This window comes from Enterococcus sp. DIV2379 (assembly GCF_050542965.1).
Taxonomy (GTDB): domain Bacteria; phylum Bacillota; class Bacilli; order Lactobacillales; family Enterococcaceae; genus Enterococcus_D; species Enterococcus_D entomosocium.
Genome location: NZ_CP172938.1, coordinates 250306 through 271523 on the forward strand (window position 1 = coordinate 250306; position 21218 = coordinate 271523).

Sequence of the window (21218 nt, forward strand, 5' to 3'; positions counted from 1 at the left end):
TAAACTGTTTTACTAAAGTGGTTTACCCTACGAAAAATTATTGTATAATGTTAAAGGAAGCGAGGGTCATTTCGATGCGAATGGTGGATTTAATTGAAAAGAAACGTGACGGCAAGTCATTGACGAAGGAAGAAATTGACTACATTGTAACTGCGTATACTGAAGGAAGTATTCCAGATTATCAAATGAGTGCCTTGTTGATGGCTATTTTTTATGTAGATATGACAGATGAAGAGATCACGAACTTAACGCTAGCAATGGCAAATTCTGGTGAAGTGATCGACCTATCCTCAATTGAAGGAATCAAAGTCGATAAGCATTCGACTGGTGGTGTTGGTGATACGACCACGTTGATCCTAGCGCCATTAGTGGCTAGTGTTGGCGTACCGGTTGCGAAAATGTCTGGCCGCGGCTTAGGCTATACCGGAGGGACGTTAGACAAGCTTGAAGCGATCCCTGGATTTAAAATCGAGCTTTCTGAAGCCGACTTTATCCGATTAGTCAACGAAAGTAAAGTGGCCGTGATCGGTCAATCAGGAGATTTAGCTCCTGCGGACAAAAAACTGTATGCCTTACGAGATGTGACGGCAACGGTTAGTTCGATCCCATTGATCGCCAGCTCGATCATGAGTAAAAAAATCGCGGCAGGTGCCGATGCGATCGTGTTAGATGTAACCACAGGCGATGGCGCCTTTATGAAAAACTTGGAGGATGCCAAACGCTTAGCCCAAACGATGGTCCGCATCGGAAAATTGGCAAATCGCCAAACGATGGCAGTCATTTCTGATATGTCACAACCTCTAGGGGAAGCGATCGGGAACAGTTTGGAAGTGGTGGAAGCTATTGAGACACTGCAAGGAAAAGGACCGAAAGACTTGGAAGAAATGTGCTATGCACTGGGCAGCCAAATGGTCGTTTTAGCGAAAAAAGCTGATTCATTGGAAGAAGCACGCCAACTGTTGGAAGAAGCCTTGCATTCAGGCAAAGCGTTAGAAAAATTCAGACAGATGATCATAGATCAAGGCGGAGACGCTTCAGTGATCGATGACCCGAGCAAGATTTTGACAGCAAAATATGAAGTTGAGGTCCCAGCGAAAACTAGCGGCGTGGTGACGAAATTAGTTGCCAATGAGCTAGGGATCGCGGCGATGATGTTAGGGGCAGGTCGTAAGACCAAAGACGAAGACATCGACCATGCAGTGGGCATCAAATTGCATAAGAAAGTTGGCGAATCCGTAACTGAAGGGGAATCGCTATTGACGATCTATAGCAATACCGAAGCAATCGAGGATGTCAAAGCATTGATCGACCAAAATATTGAAATTGGGGAAGATGGCGCAGAACCGCCATTGATCCATGACATTATTACAGAATAAGGAGCGAATAAAAATGGAATTGAATCGCATGATCGACCACACGATTTTGAAAGCAGACGCAACGGAGGAAGATGTTTTACGAATCATCGAAGAGGCAAAAACCTATCACTTCTATTCTGTCTGCATCAATCCAACGTGGGTTTCATTAGCAGCAGAAAAATTACAAGGCGAACCAACGGCTGTTTGTACCGTGATCGGGTTTCCTTTAGGGGCAAACACATCTGAAGTCAAAGCTTATGAAACAACAGATGCGATCAAAAACGGCGCAGATGAAGTCGATATGGTAATCAACGTAGGTGCCTTGAAATCAAAACAATACAAAAAAGTTCAAGCAGACATCGAAGCAGTCGTTGAAGCAGCCAAAGACAAAGCGCTTGTCAAAGTAATCATTGAAACAGCGTTATTAGACAACGAAGAAATCGTCAAAGCCTGTGAATTAGCCAAAGCAGCTGGTGCAGATTTCGTGAAAACCTCAACTGGCTTTTCAACTGGTGGGGCAGTCGTTGAAGATGTTCGCTTGATGCGTGAAACAGTAGGACCAGAAATGGGTGTCAAAGCTTCTGGTGGTATCCACAACGAAGCAGAAGCTGCAGCTATGGTCGAAGCGGGGGCAAATCGCTTAGGAACAAGCGCAAGTGTTGCTATCGTGACTGGCTCAACAGGTGCTGGCTACTAAGCTTAGCATTATTAAGTAAAGTAGCAAAAATTAAAAACAAGAGCGGGGAAGACAATGACAATAGCGAAAAAAGAGTGGATCGACACCGCCGTTTCCGCCTTAGATAAAGCGTATGTGCCGTACTCTAAGTTTCCGGTCGGTGCTTGTCTCGTTGCCAAAAATGGGACGATATATCAAGGGATCAACATTGAAAATGCCTCATATGGCTTAACAAATTGCGCAGAAAGAACGGCTTTTTTCAAAGCCGTTTCTGAAGGCGAAAAAGAGTTTCAACATTTGGTTGTGGCGGGTCATACGCCAGAACCGATCTCTCCTTGCGGTGCTTGCCGCCAGGTCATGGTGGAATTTTGTGCGCCAGATATGCCGGTGACCTTAGTCGGCGATGATGGTGTGATCAAAGAAACCACGGTAGAAGGCCTATTGCCTTATTACTTTACGAACAAAGATTTATAAACCATGTTCATTCAGTCGATGCGGCTGTTGAAAAAAACTATATTTTTAGGGGGCTTTACAGCAATGAAAAAAGCAAAATTATTTAGTTTAGGTATTGTTGCAGTAGCTGGGTTGACTTTACTTGGTGCTTGTGGCGGAGGAAATTCAGGTTCAACTGATTCAACTGGTGGCGGTTCTGCAGACGGTACGACTGATGCAGCGCATAGTGTCGCAATCGTTACCGATATCGGCGGGGTGGATGACCGTTCATTCAACCAATCCGCATGGGAAGGCTTAGAAGCATGGGGGGAAGAACACGGGATCGCTCGCGGTGCTGGTGGTTATGACTACGTGCAATCAAATGAAGCATCAGAATACACAACAAACGTAAATGGTGCCGTTCAAAATGGTTTCAAAACGATTTTCGGTGTAGGTTACTTATTGAAAGATTCAATCGCAGCAGCAGCAGACCAAAACCCTGATACACAATTCGGGATCATCGATGATGTGATCGAAGGCAAAGACAACGTTGTTTCAGCAACATTTAAAGATAATGAAGCAGCTTACTTAGCTGGTTATGCTGCAGCTTATACAACCAAAACAAACAAAGTCGGCTTCATCGGTGGTGAAGAAGGCGTCGTTATCGACCGTTTCGAAGCTGGTTTCACAAAGGGTGTTCAAGACGCAGCTGAAAAACTAGGCAAAGAAATTACCATTGATTCTCAATATGCAGCATCATTTGGTGATCCTGCCAAAGGAAAAGCATTGGCAGCTTCAATGTATCAAGGCGGCGCTGACGTAATCTTCCACGCATCTGGCGGTACTGGTGCAGGTGTCTTCCAAGAAGCAAAAGCAATCAACGAACAATTGAACGAAGCAGACCTAGAAGACAAAAAAGTTTGGGTCATCGGTGTGGATAGCGATCAACAAGACGAAGGAAAATTCACAACTGCTGACGGCAAAGAAGATAACTTCACACTGGCTTCAACATTGAAAGGTGTTGGCGCAGCGGTACAAGATATCTCAACTCGTGCGTTAGAAGATAACTTCCCTGGCGGCGAACACATTGTTTACGGCTTGAAAGATGGCGGTGTAGACATTACTGAAGGGTTCCTTTCAGATGATGCCAAAGCAGCGATCGAAACAGCGAAACAAGACGTGATCGACGGCAAAGTAGAAGTACCAGAAACACCTGAAAAATAAAGTGGTTCTTTTCGGTTATCTTGCCCTAGCCTAGGGCAAGATGATCGTTGTTGGATTACTATGTTGATGAAAGCTACGGGTTTTCATGAGGATAGTAATCATCCTAAGCAATAGCAATTATTTTTTTGACATGACGAATGGTTTGTATAAGCGAATTAGAAAGTAAGGATGTGAGTAATTTGGCTGAGGAAAAATATGTTGTAGAAATGCGTCATATCACCAAAGAGTTTGGAACGTTCAAAGCCAATGACGATGTCAACTTGCAAGTAAGGCCAGGAGAAATCCACGCATTGCTTGGTGAAAATGGAGCGGGCAAGTCGACCTTGATGAATATGCTGTCAGGATTATTGGAACCAACATCTGGTGAAATCTGGATGAATGGTGAAAAAGTGAATATCACGAGTCCGACCGCAGCAAACAAATTGGGGATCGGTATGGTGCATCAGCATTTCATGCTGGTAGACGCCTTTACTGTAACAGAAAATATCATTTTGGGAAGCGAACCCCATCATCTCGGTGTGTTAGATCGCAAGAAAGCCCGCAAAGAAATCAAAAAAGTTTCTGAACAATATGGTTTATCGGTTGATCCAGATGCCTATGTGCGTGACATCTCTGTCGGGATGGAACAACGGGTAGAGATCTTGAAAACTCTTTACCGCGGCGCAGATGTACTGATTTTTGATGAACCAACGGCAGTTTTGACACCGCAAGAAATCGAAGAGCTGATCGAGATCATGCGCGGATTGGTGCGTGAAGGGAAATCGATCATCTTGATCACCCACAAACTGGATGAGATCAAAGCGGTGGCAGACCGTTGTACAGTTATCCGTCGGGGGCAAGGGATCGGCACTGTCAATGTCAAAGACGTCAGCTCCCAACAGTTGGCCGATATGATGGTTGGTCGTTCTGTGTCCTTCAAGACACCGAAGAAAGAGGCGTCACCAAAAGAAGTCGTGCTTTCTGTTGAAAACTTAGTTGTAAAAGAAAACCGTGGCTTAGAAGCAGTCAAAAACTTAAGCTTAGAAGTACGTGCAGGTGAAGTATTGGGGATTGCTGGTATCGATGGCAATGGGCAATCAGAGCTGTTACAAGCCATCACTGGTTTACGGAAAGTCGAAAGTGGCAAGGTCTTGCTGAATGGCGATGACATCACCAACTTCAAGCCTCGGAAAGTCACCGAAGCCGGCGTTGGTCATGTGCCAGAAGACCGCCATAAATACGGGCTTGTCTTGGATATGATGTTATCAGAAAACATCGCCTTACAAACCTACTACAAAAAACCTTTGAGTAATGCAGGTGTCTTGGACTATGGAGAGATCAACGAGTTTGCTCGTGACTTGATTCAAGAATTTGACGTACGAACAGTCAATGAGATCGTACCGGCACGGGCATTGTCCGGCGGGAATCAACAAAAAGCGATTATCGCACGAGAAATCAGCCGCGATCCTGATCTATTGATCGTTGCCAATCCGACCCGTGGGTTGGATGTCGGAGCGATCGAATTTATCCACAAACGCTTGATTGAACAACGGGATAAGTTCAAAGCTGTTTTATTAGTCAGCTTTGAATTAGATGAAATTTTGAATGTATCAGACCGCATTGCTGTTATTCATGCTGGTGAGATCGTTGGGGTCGTTGATCCGAAAGAAACATCAGAGAAAGAGCTTGGCTTGTTGATGGCAGGGTACTCCTTGGAGGAAGCAAGACGAGAGCTGCAAATGGAGGAAGTAGGTGGTTCGGTTGAATAACCGCAAAGAAAAGATCCGCAATATATTAGTGCCGATCATCGCTGTCTTGTTGGGATTCGTCCTTGGCGGAATCATCATGGCGGCCTTCGGCTACAGCCCGATCACAGGGTATACACAAATGTTCCGGACCGTTTTTATCAACGGACAAACAGGTGGGTTAAATGCCCGCAACATTGGTGAGATTTTTGTTACAGCAGGACCATTGATCTTTACCGCTCTTGGATTTGCCGTTGCAAACTCAGCGGGATTCTTCAATATCGGTCTTTCTGGGCAAGCGCTAGCAGGTTGGGTTGCCAGTATCTGGGTCGCACTAGCGATGCCGGATGCGCCTCGGTTGGTGGTCTTGCCATTAGCCGTGATCGTAGGGGCGTTATGCGGGGCGATCGCAGCTGCGATTCCTGGGTTCCTACGGGCATTCTTTGGTACGAGTGAAGTCATCGTGACGATCATGATGAACTATATCTTGCTTTATACGGGGAACCATTTAGTCAATAATGTGATGAGCGAATCCATGATCACGACAAAAGGGGTCACGAAAATGGTGGGGGAAAATGCCTCCATGCAGACCCCGTTTCTAGCAAGCATCACGAGCAACTCTCGCTTGAACTTGGGGATCTTCTTAGCTTTAATCTTCTTAGTTTTGGTTTGGTTCTTGATGAAAAAAACCACTCTTGGTTATGAGATCCGCGCGGTGGGCTTGAACCCAAGCGCTTCTGAATATGCTGGGATGAGTAGCAAACGGACGATCATTATCTCCATGATCATCTCTGGAACACTTGCCGGATTAGGTGGAGTCGTTCAAGGACTAGGAACGTTTGAAAACTTCTTCGTTCAAGGGTCATCATTAAGCATCGGGTTTGACGGTATGGCTGTATCCTTGTTAGGAAGCGGCTCATCGATCGGAATCTTGCTTTCAGCCCTCTTGTTCAGTATTTTGAAATTAGGTGGACAAGGCATGCAGTTTGCAGGTATTCCATCTGAATTAGTTGATGTTAATATCGCAATTATTATTTTCTTCGTAGCGATCAGTTTTGTGATTCGTTTCTTGTTGGCAAAAATCTTTGACGGCAAAAAAGAAGCGCTGGTCGTACAGGAGATTGAAGCCCAACCAAACGATCAAGATCAGGAAGGAGGAACCATCTAATGGATATTAGTTTAATTTCTTCGATCGTCACTCAAACATTGATTTATGCGTCTCCTCTGATTTTGACGGCGCTAGGTGGCGTGTTCTCAGAGCGAAGCGGGATCGTTAACGTGGGTCTTGAAGGAATCATGGTTATGGGTGCTTTTAGCTCGATTGTTTTCAATATTGAATTTGCGTCACAATTTGGTGCGTGGACACCGTGGTTAGGGATGCTCGTCGGCGGACTTGTCGGTGTGGTTTTCTCCTTGCTGCATGCGGTGGCAACCATCAACTTCCGTGCAGACCACATCATCAGTGGTACGGTGATGAACTTGATGGCACCAGCTTTGGCCGTGTTCTTAGTTAAAGCGATCTACAACAAAGGGCAAACCGATAACATCCAACGGACATTGGGGTATTTCAATTTCCCGATTCTTAAAGATATTCCTATCATTGGCCCGATTTTCTTTAATCAAACGTTCTTACCGGCGTACTTCGCCATTTTGATCTCAGTGATCGCGTGGTTCGTGATTTTCAAAACACGCTTTGGGTTGCGTCTTCGTTCTGTCGGTGAGCATCCTCAAGCAGCTGATACCTTAGGGATCAATGTTTACGTGATGCGTTACTCAGGCGTCTTGATCTCTGGATTCCTTGGTGGGATGGGCGGTGCCTTGTTTGCTCAATCGATCGCGGGTCGCTTTGCTGTGACAACGATCGCCGGTCAAGGGTTTATCTCGATGGCTGCGATGATCTTTGGTAAATGGAATCCACTTGGTGCGATGGGAGCAGCGATTTTCTTCGGTTTCGCGCAAAACATCAGTATCGTAGGTGGCCAGCTGCCAATCATCTCTTCCATTCCAGCGGTTTACTTACAAGCTGCGCCTTATGCCTTGACGATCATCGTGCTCGTTCTTTTCCTTGGAAAAGCTGCTGGTCCGAAAGCTAACGGGAAGAACTACATTAAATCTAAATAATTTTTTCAGTATGAAAGGGTGGGGCTATGGGACATGAATGTGTTGCTGTGTCCTGCCCTTTTTCTATCCTCTGGGTGAAAGGAAAGCGTCAGGAATTTCCAAAGCAACCCAGCGCAATTTTTGCTTAAGTTTAGTATGATAGAGGTAGTAGATCCGCTTGTAAAAGCATAAAATAAAGAAAGTAGGGAATAGAATGTTTAAACGTGTACACTTGATCGTGATGGATTCAGTCGGAATTGGTGAAGCACCTGATGCGGCAGCTTTTGGTGATGTCGGTTCAGATACATTAGGCCATATTGCAAAAGAAGCAGGCTTAACGATCCCTCACTTGGAACAATTAGGCCTAGGTACGATTCGTCCTTTAGAAGGCGTAAAGGCGGTAGCTGACCATGATGGGTATGCAACCAAATTGGAAGAAGTTTCTGTTGGGAAAGATACGATGACGGGTCACTGGGAGATCATGGGCTTGAATATCCAAAAGCCTTTCCGCGTATTTCCAGATGGGTTTCCCGATGAATTGTTGCAACAGATCGAAGCGTTCTCTGGACGCAAAATCGTCTGCAATGCGCCGTATTCTGGGACAGCAGTCATTGATGACTTTGGCGAACATCAAATGAAGACCGGGGATCTGATCGTTTACACTTCGGCTGACCCAGTGTTGCAGATCGCCGCTCATGAGGAAATCATTCCATTAGAAGAATTGTATCGTATTTGTCAGTACGTTCGGGATATTACGAAAGATGAGCCGTATATGATCGGCCGCATCATCGCGCGTCCTTATGTCGGTGAGCCTGGAAACTTTACTCGTACGAGCAATCGTCATGACTACGCACTCGATCCATTTGGCCATACAGTGTTAGATTCATTGAAAGAAGCTGGAAAAGACGTGATCGCCGTTGGGAAAATCAATGATATCTTCAATGGGCAAGGAATCACCGATTCTGTACGGACGAAGAGCAATATGGACGGTGTGGATCAATTACTGAAAGTGATGAAACAAGACTTTACGGGTCTAAGCTTTACGAACTTGGTTGACTTCGATGCGCTTTATGGTCACCGTCGCGATGTCGTAGGGTATGCCCACGCCATTGAAGATTTTGATTTGCGTATTCCAGAACTCTTAGAAGCAATGGGAGACGAGGATCTGCTGTTGATCACAGCTGACCACGGCAATGACCCAACCTTTACGGGAACGGATCACACGAGAGAATATGTGCCATTACTAGCGTACAGCAAGAAATTTCAAGGCCAAGGCCAATTGCCACAAGGCTACTATGCGGATATTTCCGCAACGATCGCTGAAAACTTTGGTGTTTCAGCTACAGAAAACGGAACAAGCTTTTTAAAACATTTAAATTAGAGGTGATGAAATGACAACGTTACATGAGAAATTACAAGAAACAACGGCATTTATCAAAGGAAGCGGCGTCGGTGAAGTGGAATTTGGCTTGATTTTAGGATCTGGCTTAGGGGAACTAGCCGATGAGATCGAAAACCCAATCGTGTTGCCTTATAACGATATCCCGCATTTTCCTGTTTCGACAGTGGTCGGTCATGCCGGACAATTGGTCTATGGAACATTAGCTGGGAAAAAAGTCTTAGCGATGCAAGGACGATTCCATTATTATGAAGGCCATTCGATGCAGACGGTCACTTACCCCGTCCGTGTGATGGCGGCATTGAAAGCTCATTCCTTAGTCGTGACCAATGCCTGTGGCGGTGTGAACGAAAGCTTCCAGCCTGGAGACTTGATGTTGATCACCGATCAAATCAACTTTATGGGGGACAACCCACTGATTGGTGAAAACGAAGAAGAAATGGGTCCACGTTTCCCAGATATGAGCCAAGCTTACCATTTGCCTTATCGGGAAGCGGCACAAAAAGTTGGCGCATCAAAAGGATTGCACTTAAAAGAAGGCGTCTATATGGGCTTCTCAGGTCCTACGTATGAAACGCCAGCAGAGATCCGCTTTGCTCGGACGATCGGTGCCGATGCTGTCGGTATGTCGACTGTCCCAGAAGTGATCGTTGCTGTTCACAGTGGCTTGAAAGTCTTAGGTGTTTCTTGCATCACAAACTTGGCTGCTGGTATGCAAGCGAGCTTGAATCACGAAGAAGTCGTGGAAACGACGGAACGGGTCAAGGCAGAATTTAAAGCGTTGATCAAAGAAACGTTAGCAGTACTATAAAAAGCAGACCAAAGGAGAAAAACGAATGAGCGTTCATATCGAAGCAAAAGCAGGCGAGATCGCAGACAAAATCTTGTTACCAGGTGATCCACTGCGGGCGAAATATATTGCTGAAACATTTTTAGAAGACCCGATCTGTTACAACAATGTTCGGGGAATGTTGGGCTATACAGGCGTTTATAAGGGCGAGCGGGTCTCTGTCCAAGGAACCGGCATGGGCATGCCTTCAGCGAGCATCTATGCCCATGAATTGATCAACTCTTACGGCGTGAAGAAATTGATTCGGGTCGGTACGTGTGGTGCCATCTCAAAAGATGTCCATGTGCGTGATCTTGTGATTGCTCAAGCGGCAGCAACAAGTTCCTCGATGGTGGCAAAAAACTTCCAAAGTTTCCATTTCCCACCAATCGCTGACTTTGCACTGCTGCGTAAAGCCTATGATACAGCGATTGAATCAGGATTTACGACCCACGTCGGCAACATCTTATCTGAAGATACCTTCTACAAAGATGACATGACGGAAACGTTACAGTTGGCAGACCTTGGGGTGATGGGTGTTGAGATGGAAGCCGCAGCCTTATACTATTTAGGGGCGAAATTCCACGTTCAAACCTTAGCGATCTGTACCGTCAGCGACCACATCATCACTGGAGAAGAAACAACGCCAGAAGAAAGACAAACTACGTTTAACGACATGATCAAAGTTGGCTTAGAAACAGCGATTGCGTAAAAAAGATACCACAGGATCGGTGCATGAACGATGCGAGGGCTGCTTGCTTTTGATAGAGCAAGCAGCCAAATCGTATTGGTTTGCATGCAACCGAGAATGTGTTATCTTTTTTTGTTGGCAAAAAGCCACGAAGAAGCGTTGCACTTTTGCCAGAAAATGGTTTAATGAAAAGAAAAGGTGTAAAAAGGAGACGAGACAATGAATAATTTTACGTTTCATGTAACGACGGACATTCGTTTTGGGAAAGACCGTCTGAACGAATTGCCAGAAGTACTGAATACATTTGGAAAAAACGTCTTGCTAGTCTATGGTGGCGGCAGTATCAAGAAAAACGGCTTGTACGATGCAGTCATGGCGCAATTGACTGCCAACGGCAATCAAGTCACTGAATTGAGTGGTGTCGATCCAAATCCACGAATCGAAACCGTTCGTCAAGGAGCCGCTCTTTGTCGTTCAGAAAAGATCGACGTCATTTTAGCTGTTGGCGGCGGTTCTGTAATTGATTGCAGCAAAGTGATTGCTGGGGCGGCTTGCAGTGAGCAAGAGCCTTGGGACTTAGTACTTTCCAGAAGCTATCAAGGACCAGCAATTCCATTAGTAACGATCTTGACCCTTGCGGCTACCGGCAGTGAAATGAATCGCGGCGCAGTGATCTCTAATCTAGAAACGAAACAAAAACTTGGCGTTCACGGACCCGAATTTTTACCGAAAGTATCCTTTTTAGATCCAACAACGACCTTTAGTGTCAGTCGTTATCAAACGGCTGCCGGTTCAGCGGATATCATGAGCCATCTGATTGAAAATTATTTCAGTAAAACAGAAGGAACAGATGTCCAAGACGGTGTAGCAGAAGGATTGCTAAAAGCAGTCATTAAAAATCTGCCCATCGCATTAAAGGATCCCTCGGACTATGACGCACGGGCGAATTTGATGTGGGCGAGCACCTTAGCCTTAAATGGTTTGACTGGAAGCGGCAAGGGTGGTGCATGGTCTTGTCATGCGATGGAGCATGAGTTGAGTGCGTTTTATGACATTACCCATGGCATCGGCTTAGCGATCCTGACCCCACGCTGGATGCTTCATGTATTGAATGAAGAAACGGCGCCGAAATTTGCGCGTTTTGCCAGAGAAGTCTTTGGTGTCCAAGAAGCAGTGCCAGAATTAGCTGCCCGAATGGGGATTCAAAAACTGTATGACTTTTTTGCTTCTTGCGATATTCCGATGACTTTGCCAGAAGTGGGAATCGCCGATGACACTCATTTTGTTGAAATGGCGGCTCAAGCAGTTCAATTCAGCTCTATTGCAACAAATGCGTATGTACCGCTACAAGAAGAAGACGTGATCGCAATCTACCAAGATTCCTTGACTCCTTCAACCTATCTTTAATCATTAAAAAGACCGTTCCTGCGACTTGGTTGTCGCGGAGCGGTCTGTTTATTTACCCTTCAGAAGAAAAAGCCAAACGGGCCATTAGCTGATTCGCAATCAAGGCGTGTCCTGCAGGAGTGGGGTGCACACCGTCATCGCCTGTCAGTGCCTGTGGGGAGCTAGCGACGGATGCTTCGGCAAACAAGCCATCCAGCGGCAGCAGTTGACAATGAAAGGCGGCAGCTAAGCGACGAACGATTTGGATTTTCGGATCAAGATCGATCCGCCAGGTTTGGCGATCTTCAGGATATGGCAATACAAAAGGTTCCAGCAAGAAAATACGCGTGATCCCCTGTTGGGTCACTTGTTCCAGAATTTGACGGTAGGTTGCCTCAAAGGACGTTGCCGCAGCTTCTGAACCAAAATCGGGACCACCGGCATTGTGCCACGTGTCGTTGATCCCAATCATAAAGACCAAGACGTCAGGCGCTAATTGGAGGCAATCTTCTTGGAGACGGGCTAAGACATCGGCAGCTTTATTGCCGCCGATCCCGCGGTTATAAAAGGTAAAGCCCGCAGTGGGGAATTTCTCTGCCAGCTGATCGGCAACGAGACGGGCAAACCCATGTCCTAAATCGTGGGGGTCTTGGCGATCACGATCGCAATCTGTGATGCTGTCACCTAAAAATAAAACGGTATCATTTTTGACTAGTTTCATAATAAGCTCCTTTCGAGTATGCCCTCAATTATAAAAGAGGGGGGAGAAAATGCCAATAAAAAAACTGCCCTTTGGTTAAAAAGGGCAGCGATAAGCGAGGCTTATAAGTAGTATTTTTTCGCAACAGTCAAATCATCGTTCAATTCATAAACAAGTGGTTGACCAGTTGGGATCTCAAGATCCATGATATCTTCGTCAGAAATACCTTCGATATGTTTTGCTAATGCACGTAGAGAGTTTCCGTGAGCCGCAACTAAGACAGTTTTGTCGTCTTTTAATGCTGGGGCGATTTCATCTTGCCAGAAAGGCAATGCACGTTCTAAAGTAACTTTTAAGTTTTCTCCACCAGGTACGTCGCGAGGGTCAAGCATTGCATAACGACGGTCGTTTGCAGCAGAACCTTCATCTGAAGATTCCATCAATGGAGGTAAAACATCGTAAGAACGACGCCAGATGTGTACTTGTTCGTCACCGTATTTTTCAGCAGTTTCTTTTTTATTTAAACCTTGTAATTTACCGTAATGACGTTCGTTTAAGCGCCATGATTTGATCGTTGGTACCCAAAGTTGATCAGAATATTCTAAAATGTAATTACAAGTTTTGATGGCACGAGTTAAAACAGATGTGTAAGCAACGTCAAATTCGATGCCTGCTTCTTTGATTTTACGTCCGCCTTCGATTGCTTCTTCGACACCTTCTGGCGCTAGATCAACATCAGCCCAACCGGTAAACTGGTTTAATTTGTTCCATTCGCTTAGTCCATGACGAGAAAATACTAATTTTGGCATGTAAAACTCTCCTTTAGATATTCGATATTTTTCTGAAATTTTCAATTCCGTATTTATTGTACACTCTTTCTCAAAGAATTTCCATGGTTTTGGAGGAAAAGCTGGGGGAAAACGCCATTCTTAAGGAAAAACAAAAGGGGATCATTAAAAAGAGGACCGCTTTTGTTTCATGCTGTTCTAGGGGGAGTCGACAACTATGAACGTAACTTGTTCCATTCTTCTTCGGATAATTTTATGTATTTATAGCATGTACCTACAGAAACACCGCATTTTTCAGAAATATATTGAATCGTTTCTTTTTTTTCGTAGTACAATTGACGGATTTTTTTAATCGTTTTTGGATCGATCTTTGGACGACCGCCAATTTTACCTTTTTTGCGGGCTTTATTTAAGCCGACCAGCGTGCGCTCTTTGATGAGTGAGCGTTCCATGATCGCAAGTCCTTCCATCAAATTGAAGTAAACCTGTCCCATCGGACCGCGGGTATCGATTTGTTCTGCCAGTGAAACCAGATGAAGCTCTCGCTGTTTTAATAGATCAGTGAGATCGGTCAGCTGTCTGGTCGTCTTCCCTAAACGATGCAGTTCCGTAACGACTAATGTGTCACCGGGTTGCATTTGTGCCACCACTGACTCCAATGAATGATTTTCTTCACTTTCTTCCACGCTAAATGTCTCATGGAAAAATTCATGACACCCAAATTCTTCGAGCTTGTTTAATTGTTCACTTGTTGAGTTATCGGTGATCGTTGAACGAGCATAGCCTATGATTTTCATAAACCCTCCTACCTTTCCCTTTTTATTGAATGTATCATAATTATTTCTTAAATGATAGGGTAATTTGCACAAAAAATAATAAAAATTAAGTCGATTGAAGAAAAATAACAAAAAAAGAGAAGCGTTTTTGCTTCTCCTTTTTTGTTTCCTTTATCTAACGTGCTTGGTACTCGGTCCTTCAGGCAATCCGACAATGATCGTATGAACCATATCCAAAAACAGACCGTGTTCAACCACGCCCACTGTAGCATCTAATTCCTGTGCCAACTCAGTAGGAGCGGTGATCGTTTCTAGATGAAGATCGATGATGTAATTGCTGCAATCGGTTTTTAAAGGTTCGCCTTCTTCATTCAGACGCAGTTTTGGATGGTAGTTTTTCTTCTCGAACAGACGCAACAGCTGTTGGCTGCCATAAGGGATCACTTCCACTGGCAACGGGAAGGCACCAAGTGTTTCGACCATTTTCGATTCATCAACGATCCACAAAACTTTTTTGGAGTTAGACGCCACGATTTTTTCGAATAAAAGGGCTGCACCGCCGCCTTTGATGCCATGATAATCCTTGCTGATCTCATCTGCACCGTCGATCGTTAGATCCACAGCATCCACTTCATCGATGGTGCGAATCGGGATACCTAATCCTTCTGCTTGTTTTTTCGATGCCCAAGAAGTTGGGACACCAGTGATCGATAGACCTTCTTCTTTTACACGTCGACCCAGTTCTTCAATCATGTAGTAGGCTGTTGAGCCAGTGCCCAAGCCAACGACCATGCCATCTTTTACATAACTAGCCGCTTCAATGCCGACCATTTCTTTTAGGTTCATTTTCTTCCCGCCTTTTTTAAATAAATGCTTTGTCTCTATTATATAGGAAGAAGCGCAAAATTTGCGGATTTTTTCGTAACAGATTTCTTTTGAAAAAAGCCTAGGAGGATACTTGACAGGTAAGAATAAGCATGATATTCTATCAAAGGTGCTTTATCTACAGGTCTCTCGTTGGAGACGTGCTGACTGTCTATCAAAGCATAGTTGATATGAATGCAGAGAATGCATTATTTTTTATCGCAAAAAAAGAACCACCTGGATGTGTGGGACTATAAAGCGAATCAAGGAAGGAGGACAACTAGGGATGCCTACAATTAATCAATTAGTACGTAAACCTCGTAAATCCAAGGTTGAAAAATCAAATTCACCAGCATTGAACAAAGGATATAACAGTTTCAAGAAAGCTCAAACGAATGTTAACTCACCTCAAAAGCGTGGGGTAGCTACTCGTGTGGGAACTATGACACCGAAAAAACCGAACTCAGCTCTACGTAAATATGCGCGTGTTCGTTTGTCAAACTTGATTGAAGTGACAGCTTATATTCCAGGTATCGGACACAACTTACAAGAACACAGCGTGGTCTTGTTACGTGGTGGACGTGTAAAAGACTTACCAGGGGTACGTTACCATATCGTTCGTGGTGCATTGGATACTGCCGGTGTTAACGATCGTAAACAATCTCGTTCTAAATATGGTACAAAACGTCCTAAAGCTTAATCTTTAAGACAAACAGATCAAATGAATCTTATTTAAATCAGAACTGATATCTCGGAAGGAGGAGTTACGGATGCCTCGTAAAGGTCCTGTTGCAAAACGTGATGTTTTACCAGATCCTATTTATAACTCAAAATTAGTAACTCGTTTGATCAACCGTGTAATGGTTGATGGTAAACGCGGTGTTGCTGCAAATATTATCTACAATGCTTTTGGCATTATCAAAGAATCTACAGGAAATGATCCATTGGAAGTTTTCGAACAAGCAATGAAAAACATTATGCCTGTATTGGAAGTTAAAGCTCGCCGTGTCGGTGGTTCTAACTACCAAGTACCAGTAGAAGTACGTCCTGAACGTCGTACAACTCTAGGTCTTCGTTGGGTGGTAAACTACGCTCGTTTGCGTGGCGAACACACAATGGAAGAACGTCTTGCAAAAGAAATCATGGATGCAGCAAACAACACTGGTGCTTCTGTGAAAAAACGCGAAGACACACACAAAATGGCGGAAGCCAACCGCGCATTTGCTCACTATCGTTGGTAAGATCCTCACTGCTTTTTATTGGAAGGTACTGAGACAACCTTAGCTTAAGTTAAGTAAGAATGAGAGGGGAACAACCTAGAATGGCAAGAGAATTTTCGCTAGAAAAAACTCGTAATATCGGGATCATGGCCCACGTTGACGCTGGTAAAACAACGACAACTGAACGTATCCTTTATTACACAGGTAAAATCCATAAAATTGGTGAAACACATGAAGGTGCTTCTCAAATGGACTGGATGGAACAAGAACAAGAACGTGGGATCACAATCACTTCTGCTGCGACAACTGCGCAATGGAAAGAAAACCGCGTAAATATCATCGACACACCAGGACACGTGGACTTCACAATCGAAGTGCAACGTTCATTGCGTGTACTTGATGGTGCTGTAACTGTGTTGGACTCACAATCAGGTGTAGAACCTCAAACAGAAACAGTTTGGCGTCAAGCGACAGATTACCGCGTACCACGTGTTGTATTCTGTAACAAAATGGACAAAATTGGTGCAGACTTCTTATACTCTGTATCAACTTTACATGATCGTTTACAAGCAAATGCTCACCCAATCCAATTACCAATTGGTGCGGAAGATGACTTTACTGGTATTATCGACTTAGTAAAAATGAAAGCTGAAATCTACACAAATGACTTAGGAACTGAAATCCAAGAGACTGAAATTCCTGAAGAATACGTAGAATTAGCTGAAGAATGGCGCGAAAAATTAATCGAAGCTGTTGCTGATACTGATGAAGAACTAATGATGAAATTCTTGGAAGGTGAAGAAATCACTGAAGAAGAATTGAAAGCTGGTATTCGTCAAGCAACATTGACTGTTGACTTTTTCCCTGTTCTTTGTGGATCTGCCTTTAAAAACAAAGGGGTTCAATTGATGTTGGATGCAGTCATCGACTACTTGCCTTCACCACTTGATGTTCCTGCGATTAAAGGGATCAATCCTAAAACAGACGAAGAAACTGATCGTCCGGCTGACGATGAAGCACCATTTGCTTCATTAGCATTTAAAGTAATGACTGACCCATTCGTAGGTCGTTTGACATTCTTCCGTGTGTATTCAGGTATCTTGAACTCTGGATCATACGTATTGAATGCTTCAAAAGGCAAACGCGAACGTATCGGTCGTATCCTACAAATGCACGCCAACACACGTGCTGAAATCCAAACAGTATACTCAGGCGATATCGCCGCTGCTGTTGGTTTGAAAGACACAACAACTGGGGATACACTATGTGATGAAAAATCACCAGTAATCCTTGAATCAATCGAATTCCCAGAACCAGTTATCGAAGTCGCTGTTGAGCCTAAATCAAAAGCTGACCAAGATAAAATGGGGGTTGCTTTACAAAAACTTGCTGAAGAAGATCCATCATTCCGTGTGGAAACAAACGCTGAAACAGGCGAAACTGTTATCGCTGGTATGGGAGAACTTCACTTGGACGTCTTAGTTGACCGTATGCGTCGCGAATTTAAAGTTGAAGCAAACGTAGGTGCGCCTCAAGTTTCTTATCGTGAAACATTCCGTGCAGCAACACAAGCGGAAGGTAAATTTGTACGTCAGTCTGGTGGTAAAGGTCAATACGGTCACGTATGGGTCGAATTTACACCAAACGAAGAAGGTAAAGGCTTCGAATTCGAAAACGCGATTGTCGGTGGTGTGGTTCCTCGTGAATACATCCCAGCAGTTGAAAAAGGACTTGAAGACTCAATGGCGAACGGTGTCTTAGCCGGTTACCCATTAGTAGACATCAAAGCAAAACTTTATGATGGTTCATACCATGATGTCGATTCAAGTGAAACTGCCTTCCGTGTTGCAGCTTCTATGGCTTTACGTGCTGCAGCGAAGAAAGCAAATCCAGTAATTCTTGAACCAATGATGAAAGTAGTTATCACTGTACCAGAAGATTACTTAGGTGATGTTATGGGTCACGTAACTGCTCGTCGTGGACGCGTAGAAGGAATGGAAGCACACGGTAACTCACAAATCGTGAACGCAATCGTGCCATTAGCTGAAATGTTTGGTTACGCAACGACACTTCGTTCATCAACACAAGGTCGCGGTACGTTCATGATGACATTTGATCACTATGAAGATGTACCAAAATCTGTTCAAGAAGAAATCATCAAGAAAAACGGCGGCAAAGCTGAATAATTGATGGAAGTATAGGAAATTAAGTAAAAAGCTATATTTTTTTCTGAGTTTCGTGTACAATATTATCGATGATAAGGGATGGGGAGCTGCGGCTCCCTACCTATCAAATATAAAAAATAAACTGCATTTTTAGGAGGAACATTTTAAAATGGCAAAAGAAAAATTTGACCGTTCTAAACCCCACGTAAACATTGGTACGATCGGACACGTTGACCATGGTAAAACTACACTTACAGCTGCTATCACAACTGTATTATCTAAAAAAGGTTTGGCTCAAGCTTCAGCTTACGACCAAATCGATGGCGCTCCAGAAGAACGCGAACGCGGAATCACTATCTCAACTGCTCACGTTGAGTACGAAACTGAAGCACGTCACTATGCTCACGTTGACTGCCCAGGACACGCGGACTACGTTAAAAACATGATCACTGGTGCTGCTCAAATGGACGGCGCGATCTTAGTAGTATCTGCTGCTGATGGTCCTATGCCTCAAACACGTGAACACATCTTGTTATCACGTAACGTTGGTGTACCATACATCGTTGTTTTCTTAAACAAAATGGATATGGTTGATGACGAAGAATTACTAGAATTAGTTGAAATGGAAGTTCGTGACTTATTGTCAGAATATGACTTCCCAGGCGACGATGTTCCTGTAATCGCTGGTTCTGCTTTGAAAGCTCTTGAAGGCGATGCTTCATACGAAGAAAAAATCATGGAATTAATGGCTGCAGTTGACGAATACGTTCCAACTCCAGAACGTGACACTGACAAACCATTCATGATGCCAGTCGAAGACGTATTCTCAATCACTGGACGTGGTACTGTTGCTACAGGCCGTGTTGAACGTGGACAAGTTCGCGTTGGTGACGAAGTTGAAATCGTTGGTATTGCTGAAGAAACTGCTAAAACAACTGTAACTGGTGTTGAAATGTTCCGTAAATTGTTAGACTATGCTGAAGCAGGGGATAACATTGGTGCATTGCTACGTGGGGTTGCTCGTGAAGACATCCAACGTGGACAAGTATTAGCTAAAGCTGGTACAATCACACCTCATACAAAATTTAAAGCTGAAGTTTACGTTTTAACAAAAGAAGAAGGTGGACGTCACACTCCATTCTTCACTAACTACCGTCCTCAGTTCTACTTCCGTACAACTGACGTAACTGGTGTTGTTGAATTACCAGAAGGAACTGAAATGGTTATGCCTGGTGATAACGTAACAATCGACGTTGAATTGATCCACCCAATCGCTATCGAAGACGGAACTCGTTTCTCAATTCGTGAAGGCGGACGTACTGTTGGTTCAGGCGTTGTAACTTCAATCCAAGCTTAATTTGATTGATCGAAGAGCAAAAGCGTACGCGCTTTTGCTCTTTTTTGGCTCTTCGACATTTAGTGTTGGTAGAGAAAAATACAACTGAAAATTTAGTCATAACCAGTTAGGCAGCGTGCTTAACTGGTTTTTGTTTTACTTGGAAGATTAAGCCTTGAATGAGATAAATTCTTGCTCGAAAGTTGTGGAAATTTCGATAGCCGTAGGCTACTCGTTTTATCACTTTTATCTTGTTGTTTGTTCCTTCTAATGCCCCATTACTATACCTGGTTTTTAAAGCATATTGAATCCCTGATTTGTATTTATTTAAAAACGTCAGCTTCTTACAAAACCATTGTGGGAGGCGTTGATCTAAGCTGTTGATCGTATCGAAAAAGCTTTGGCTGTCCTTGTGTTTAAAGTGATAGAGGAGGAGCTGACAAGTCTCGTAAGCCCTTGTTAATTGCTCGTCATAACTCAAAAGTTCATCGACGATCGCTTTTTGCGTCATTGGTCTACGAAAGGATCGATCATATTGATAATTGGAACTATCCAGATCATAGGCATGCTTAAGGAGTAATTTCCAGAATCGCTTCAATCGTCGATACTTTGTCGGTTCCGTTTTTTGAAAGCTGTTCATTGTTTTAATTCGCAACTGGTTTAACGCACGAGTGATTTGTTGGACAATGTGAAAGCGATCGGTCACGATTTTTGCGTTTGGGAAGACCGCCTTTACAAGTTCAAAATAAGGGGCATTCATATCCATCACGACGTATTTCACGTTCGCTCGTGCTTTTCGGGTGAATTTAAGGAAATATGGTTTTAAGAATGCAAGGCGACGATTCTCCAATACACCGATCAATTGTTGGGTCTCCCCATTCATAAAGACAAAACTCATTTTTCCGCTGCAGGACTTCATTGATTTGAACTCATCAAAACAAAGGACCGAAGGTAACGTATCAAAACGAGGATGATACATTTTTAAACAGGTGTGTAGGACACGCAGAACGGTTACGTCAGAGACAAAATAGCGATCGGCAATTTCTTTTCTTGTTGTATTCTTGGCCAGCTCCAAGGCGATTTGAATCTTTAATTCTTTTGAAAGATAGCAGTTTTCATCCACCAAGTTTGTCTGAGCATTGAATGTCGACTGACATTCTTTACAGTAAAAGCGTGTACGTACCAAGCGTAATTCTGTTTTTGTTGCTCGATAAGGCAAAAGTTGGACTTTTGTTTTGTGTGAGCCATTCTTGATGATTTGTCCTTCATTTTTGATGCCACATTTACGGCAATGGCTTGGTATATAGCTAAGTTTGGCATGGATAAGATTGGTGCGAAACCCCTCTTCTTCTATAGTCTCTAACCATTCTTCTTCGAAGAATAAATTTTCATCTGTTAAACCTAACAATTTTCTAGTACAATGATCCATGGAGATATCCTTTCTTGGTTTGGTTTTGTTTTAGACGACTAAATTCTACCAGTTAGGCTATCTCTTTTTCTATCTTTTTTTACAAAAAAAGTGTTGGTAGAAAATCCGTAGATTTTCCACCAAC

20 protein-coding genes are annotated in these 21218 nt (G+C 43.8%); 15 read left to right on the plus strand and 5 right to left on the minus strand.

Annotated elements, in window-relative coordinates:
* Positions 1-74: 74 nt before the first annotated feature.
* The 11 genes from IGI92_RS01150 to IGI92_RS01200 all read left to right on the plus strand — a co-directional run bounded on the left by IGI92_RS01150 (position 75) and on the right by IGI92_RS01200 (position 11837).
* Entirely contained in the window at positions 75-1376 is a 1302-nt protein-coding gene (locus tag IGI92_RS01150) for a pyrimidine-nucleoside phosphorylase (RefSeq protein WP_042890150.1), read from the plus strand.
* A 13-nt stretch (positions 1377-1389) separates the two neighbouring features.
* Positions 1390-2052: a deoxyribose-phosphate aldolase gene (gene deoC, locus IGI92_RS01155; protein WP_005226835.1), complete on the plus strand. Its 663-nt coding sequence runs from the start codon at positions 1390-1392 to the stop codon at positions 2050-2052.
* A gap of 54 nt (positions 2053-2106) precedes the next feature.
* The gene (locus IGI92_RS01160; RefSeq protein WP_005226837.1) at positions 2107-2505 is read left to right on the plus strand and encodes a cytidine deaminase; all 399 of its coding nucleotides are present in this window, start codon (positions 2107-2109) and stop codon (positions 2503-2505) included.
* 63 nt (positions 2506-2568) lie between these two features.
* The gene (locus IGI92_RS01165; protein WP_034872080.1) at positions 2569-3687 is read left to right on the plus strand and encodes a BMP family lipoprotein; all 1119 of its coding nucleotides are present in this window, start codon (positions 2569-2571) and stop codon (positions 3685-3687) included.
* Positions 3688-3824: 137 nt separating this feature from the next.
* Complete coding sequence (locus tag IGI92_RS01170; protein WP_005232559.1) at positions 3825-5435, plus strand: ABC transporter ATP-binding protein; 1611 nt, start codon at positions 3825-3827, stop codon at positions 5433-5435.
* Positions 5428-6579: an ABC transporter permease gene (locus IGI92_RS01175; protein WP_005226844.1), complete on the plus strand. Its 1152-nt coding sequence runs from the start codon at positions 5428-5430 to the stop codon at positions 6577-6579. Before IGI92_RS01170 ends, IGI92_RS01175 begins: the two co-directional genes overlap by 8 nt.
* Positions 6579-7532: an ABC transporter permease gene (locus IGI92_RS01180; protein ID WP_005232556.1), complete on the plus strand. Its 954-nt coding sequence runs from the start codon at positions 6579-6581 to the stop codon at positions 7530-7532. The genes IGI92_RS01175 and IGI92_RS01180 overlap by 1 nt, the downstream gene beginning before the upstream one ends.
* A 193-nt stretch (positions 7533-7725) precedes the next feature.
* Positions 7726-8892: a phosphopentomutase gene (deoB, locus tag IGI92_RS01185; RefSeq protein ID WP_008376404.1), complete on the plus strand. Its 1167-nt coding sequence runs from the start codon at positions 7726-7728 to the stop codon at positions 8890-8892.
* A gap of 10 nt (positions 8893-8902) precedes the next feature.
* A complete protein-coding gene (locus tag IGI92_RS01190; protein ID WP_008376402.1) occupies positions 8903-9721 on the plus strand; it encodes a purine-nucleoside phosphorylase in 819 nt (272 codons plus the stop codon).
* A gap of 25 nt (positions 9722-9746) precedes the next feature.
* Positions 9747-10451, plus strand: a complete 705-nt coding sequence (gene deoD / locus IGI92_RS01195) for a purine-nucleoside phosphorylase (protein WP_005226852.1) — start codon at positions 9747-9749, stop codon at positions 10449-10451.
* 198 nt (positions 10452-10649) lie between these two features.
* Positions 10650-11837 carry an iron-containing alcohol dehydrogenase gene (locus tag IGI92_RS01200; RefSeq protein ID WP_430607712.1) on the plus strand — a complete coding sequence of 396 codons (1188 nt, stop codon included), beginning with the start codon at positions 10650-10652 and terminating at the stop codon, positions 11835-11837.
* A gap of 52 nt (positions 11838-11889) precedes the next feature.
* On the opposite strand, the gene IGI92_RS01205 is transcribed toward IGI92_RS01200, so the two are convergent.
* From IGI92_RS01205 to rpiA, 4 genes are all read right to left on the minus strand, one after another.
* Entirely contained in the window at positions 11890-12537 is a 648-nt protein-coding gene (locus IGI92_RS01205; RefSeq protein WP_005232551.1) for an SGNH/GDSL hydrolase family protein, read from the minus strand.
* 101 nt (positions 12538-12638) lie between these two features.
* Positions 12639-13325, minus strand: a complete 687-nt coding sequence (gene gpmA / locus IGI92_RS01210) for a 2,3-diphosphoglycerate-dependent phosphoglycerate mutase (RefSeq protein WP_430607713.1) — start codon at positions 13323-13325, stop codon at positions 12639-12641.
* 194 nt (positions 13326-13519) lie between these two features.
* Positions 13520-14101, minus strand: coding sequence for a recombinase family protein (locus IGI92_RS01215; protein WP_005226873.1), 582 nt, complete (start codon positions 14099-14101; stop codon positions 13520-13522).
* A 150-nt stretch (positions 14102-14251) separates the two neighbouring features.
* A complete protein-coding gene (gene rpiA, locus IGI92_RS01220; RefSeq protein WP_005226875.1) occupies positions 14252-14926 on the minus strand; it encodes a ribose-5-phosphate isomerase RpiA in 675 nt (224 codons plus the stop codon).
* Between the two features lie 304 nt (positions 14927-15230).
* Between rpiA and rpsL the strand changes: the two genes are divergently transcribed.
* The 4 genes from rpsL to tuf all read left to right on the plus strand — a co-directional run bounded on the left by rpsL (position 15231) and on the right by tuf (position 19686).
* Positions 15231-15644, plus strand: a complete 414-nt coding sequence (gene rpsL / locus IGI92_RS01225) for a 30S ribosomal protein S12 (protein WP_003127956.1) — start codon at positions 15231-15233, stop codon at positions 15642-15644.
* 70 nt (positions 15645-15714) lie between these two features.
* Positions 15715-16185, plus strand: coding sequence for a 30S ribosomal protein S7 (gene rpsG / locus IGI92_RS01230; protein ID WP_003127957.1), 471 nt, complete (start codon positions 15715-15717; stop codon positions 16183-16185).
* A gap of 80 nt (positions 16186-16265) precedes the next feature.
* Positions 16266-18350: an elongation factor G gene (gene fusA / locus IGI92_RS01235; RefSeq protein ID WP_005226900.1), complete on the plus strand. Its 2085-nt coding sequence runs from the start codon at positions 16266-16268 to the stop codon at positions 18348-18350.
* A gap of 148 nt (positions 18351-18498) precedes the next feature.
* Complete coding sequence (gene tuf, locus IGI92_RS01240) at positions 18499-19686, plus strand: elongation factor Tu (protein WP_005226902.1); 1188 nt, start codon at positions 18499-18501, stop codon at positions 19684-19686.
* Between the two features lie 106 nt (positions 19687-19792).
* On the opposite strand, the gene IGI92_RS01245 is transcribed toward tuf, so the two are convergent.
* Entirely contained in the window at positions 19793-21094 is a 1302-nt protein-coding gene (locus tag IGI92_RS01245) for an ISL3 family transposase (RefSeq protein ID WP_430607715.1), read from the minus strand.
* Positions 21095-21218 lie beyond the last annotated feature (124 nt).

Coding starts and splice junctions, on each gene's coding strand:
- IGI92_RS01150 (WP_042890150.1), top strand. CDS start 75: ATGCGAATGGTGGATTTAATTGAAAAGAAACGTGACGGCAAGTCATTG.
- deoC (WP_005226835.1), top strand. CDS start 1,390: ATGGAATTGAATCGCATGATCGACCACACGATTTTGAAAGCAGACGCA.
- IGI92_RS01160 (WP_005226837.1), top strand. CDS start 2,107: ATGACAATAGCGAAAAAAGAGTGGATCGACACCGCCGTTTCCGCCTTA.
- IGI92_RS01165 (WP_034872080.1), top strand. CDS start 2,569: ATGAAAAAAGCAAAATTATTTAGTTTAGGTATTGTTGCAGTAGCTGGG.
- IGI92_RS01170 (WP_005232559.1), top strand. CDS start 3,825: ATGGTTTGTATAAGCGAATTAGAAAGTAAGGATGTGAGTAATTTGGCT.
- IGI92_RS01180 (WP_005232556.1), top strand. CDS start 6,579: ATGGATATTAGTTTAATTTCTTCGATCGTCACTCAAACATTGATTTAT.
- deoB (WP_008376404.1), top strand. CDS start 7,726: ATGTTTAAACGTGTACACTTGATCGTGATGGATTCAGTCGGAATTGGT.
- IGI92_RS01190 (WP_008376402.1), top strand. CDS start 8,903: ATGACAACGTTACATGAGAAATTACAAGAAACAACGGCATTTATCAAA.
- deoD (WP_005226852.1), top strand. CDS start 9,747: ATGAGCGTTCATATCGAAGCAAAAGCAGGCGAGATCGCAGACAAAATC.
- IGI92_RS01200 (WP_430607712.1), top strand. CDS start 10,650: ATGAATAATTTTACGTTTCATGTAACGACGGACATTCGTTTTGGGAAA.
- IGI92_RS01205 (WP_005232551.1), bottom strand. CDS start 12,537: ATGAAACTAGTCAAAAATGATACCGTTTTATTTTTAGGTGACAGCATC.
- gpmA (WP_430607713.1), bottom strand. CDS start 13,325: ATGCCAAAATTAGTATTTTCTCGTCATGGACTAAGCGAATGGAACAAA.
- IGI92_RS01215 (WP_005226873.1), bottom strand. CDS start 14,101: ATGAAAATCATAGGCTATGCTCGTTCAACGATCACCGATAACTCAACA.
- rpiA (WP_005226875.1), bottom strand. CDS start 14,926: ATGAACCTAAAAGAAATGGTCGGCATTGAAGCGGCTAGTTATGTAAAA.
- rpsL (WP_003127956.1), top strand. CDS start 15,231: ATGCCTACAATTAATCAATTAGTACGTAAACCTCGTAAATCCAAGGTT.
- rpsG (WP_003127957.1), top strand. CDS start 15,715: ATGCCTCGTAAAGGTCCTGTTGCAAAACGTGATGTTTTACCAGATCCT.
- fusA (WP_005226900.1), top strand. CDS start 16,266: ATGGCAAGAGAATTTTCGCTAGAAAAAACTCGTAATATCGGGATCATG.
- tuf (WP_005226902.1), top strand. CDS start 18,499: ATGGCAAAAGAAAAATTTGACCGTTCTAAACCCCACGTAAACATTGGT.
- IGI92_RS01245 (WP_430607715.1), bottom strand. CDS start 21,094: ATGGATCATTGTACTAGAAAATTGTTAGGTTTAACAGATGAAAATTTA.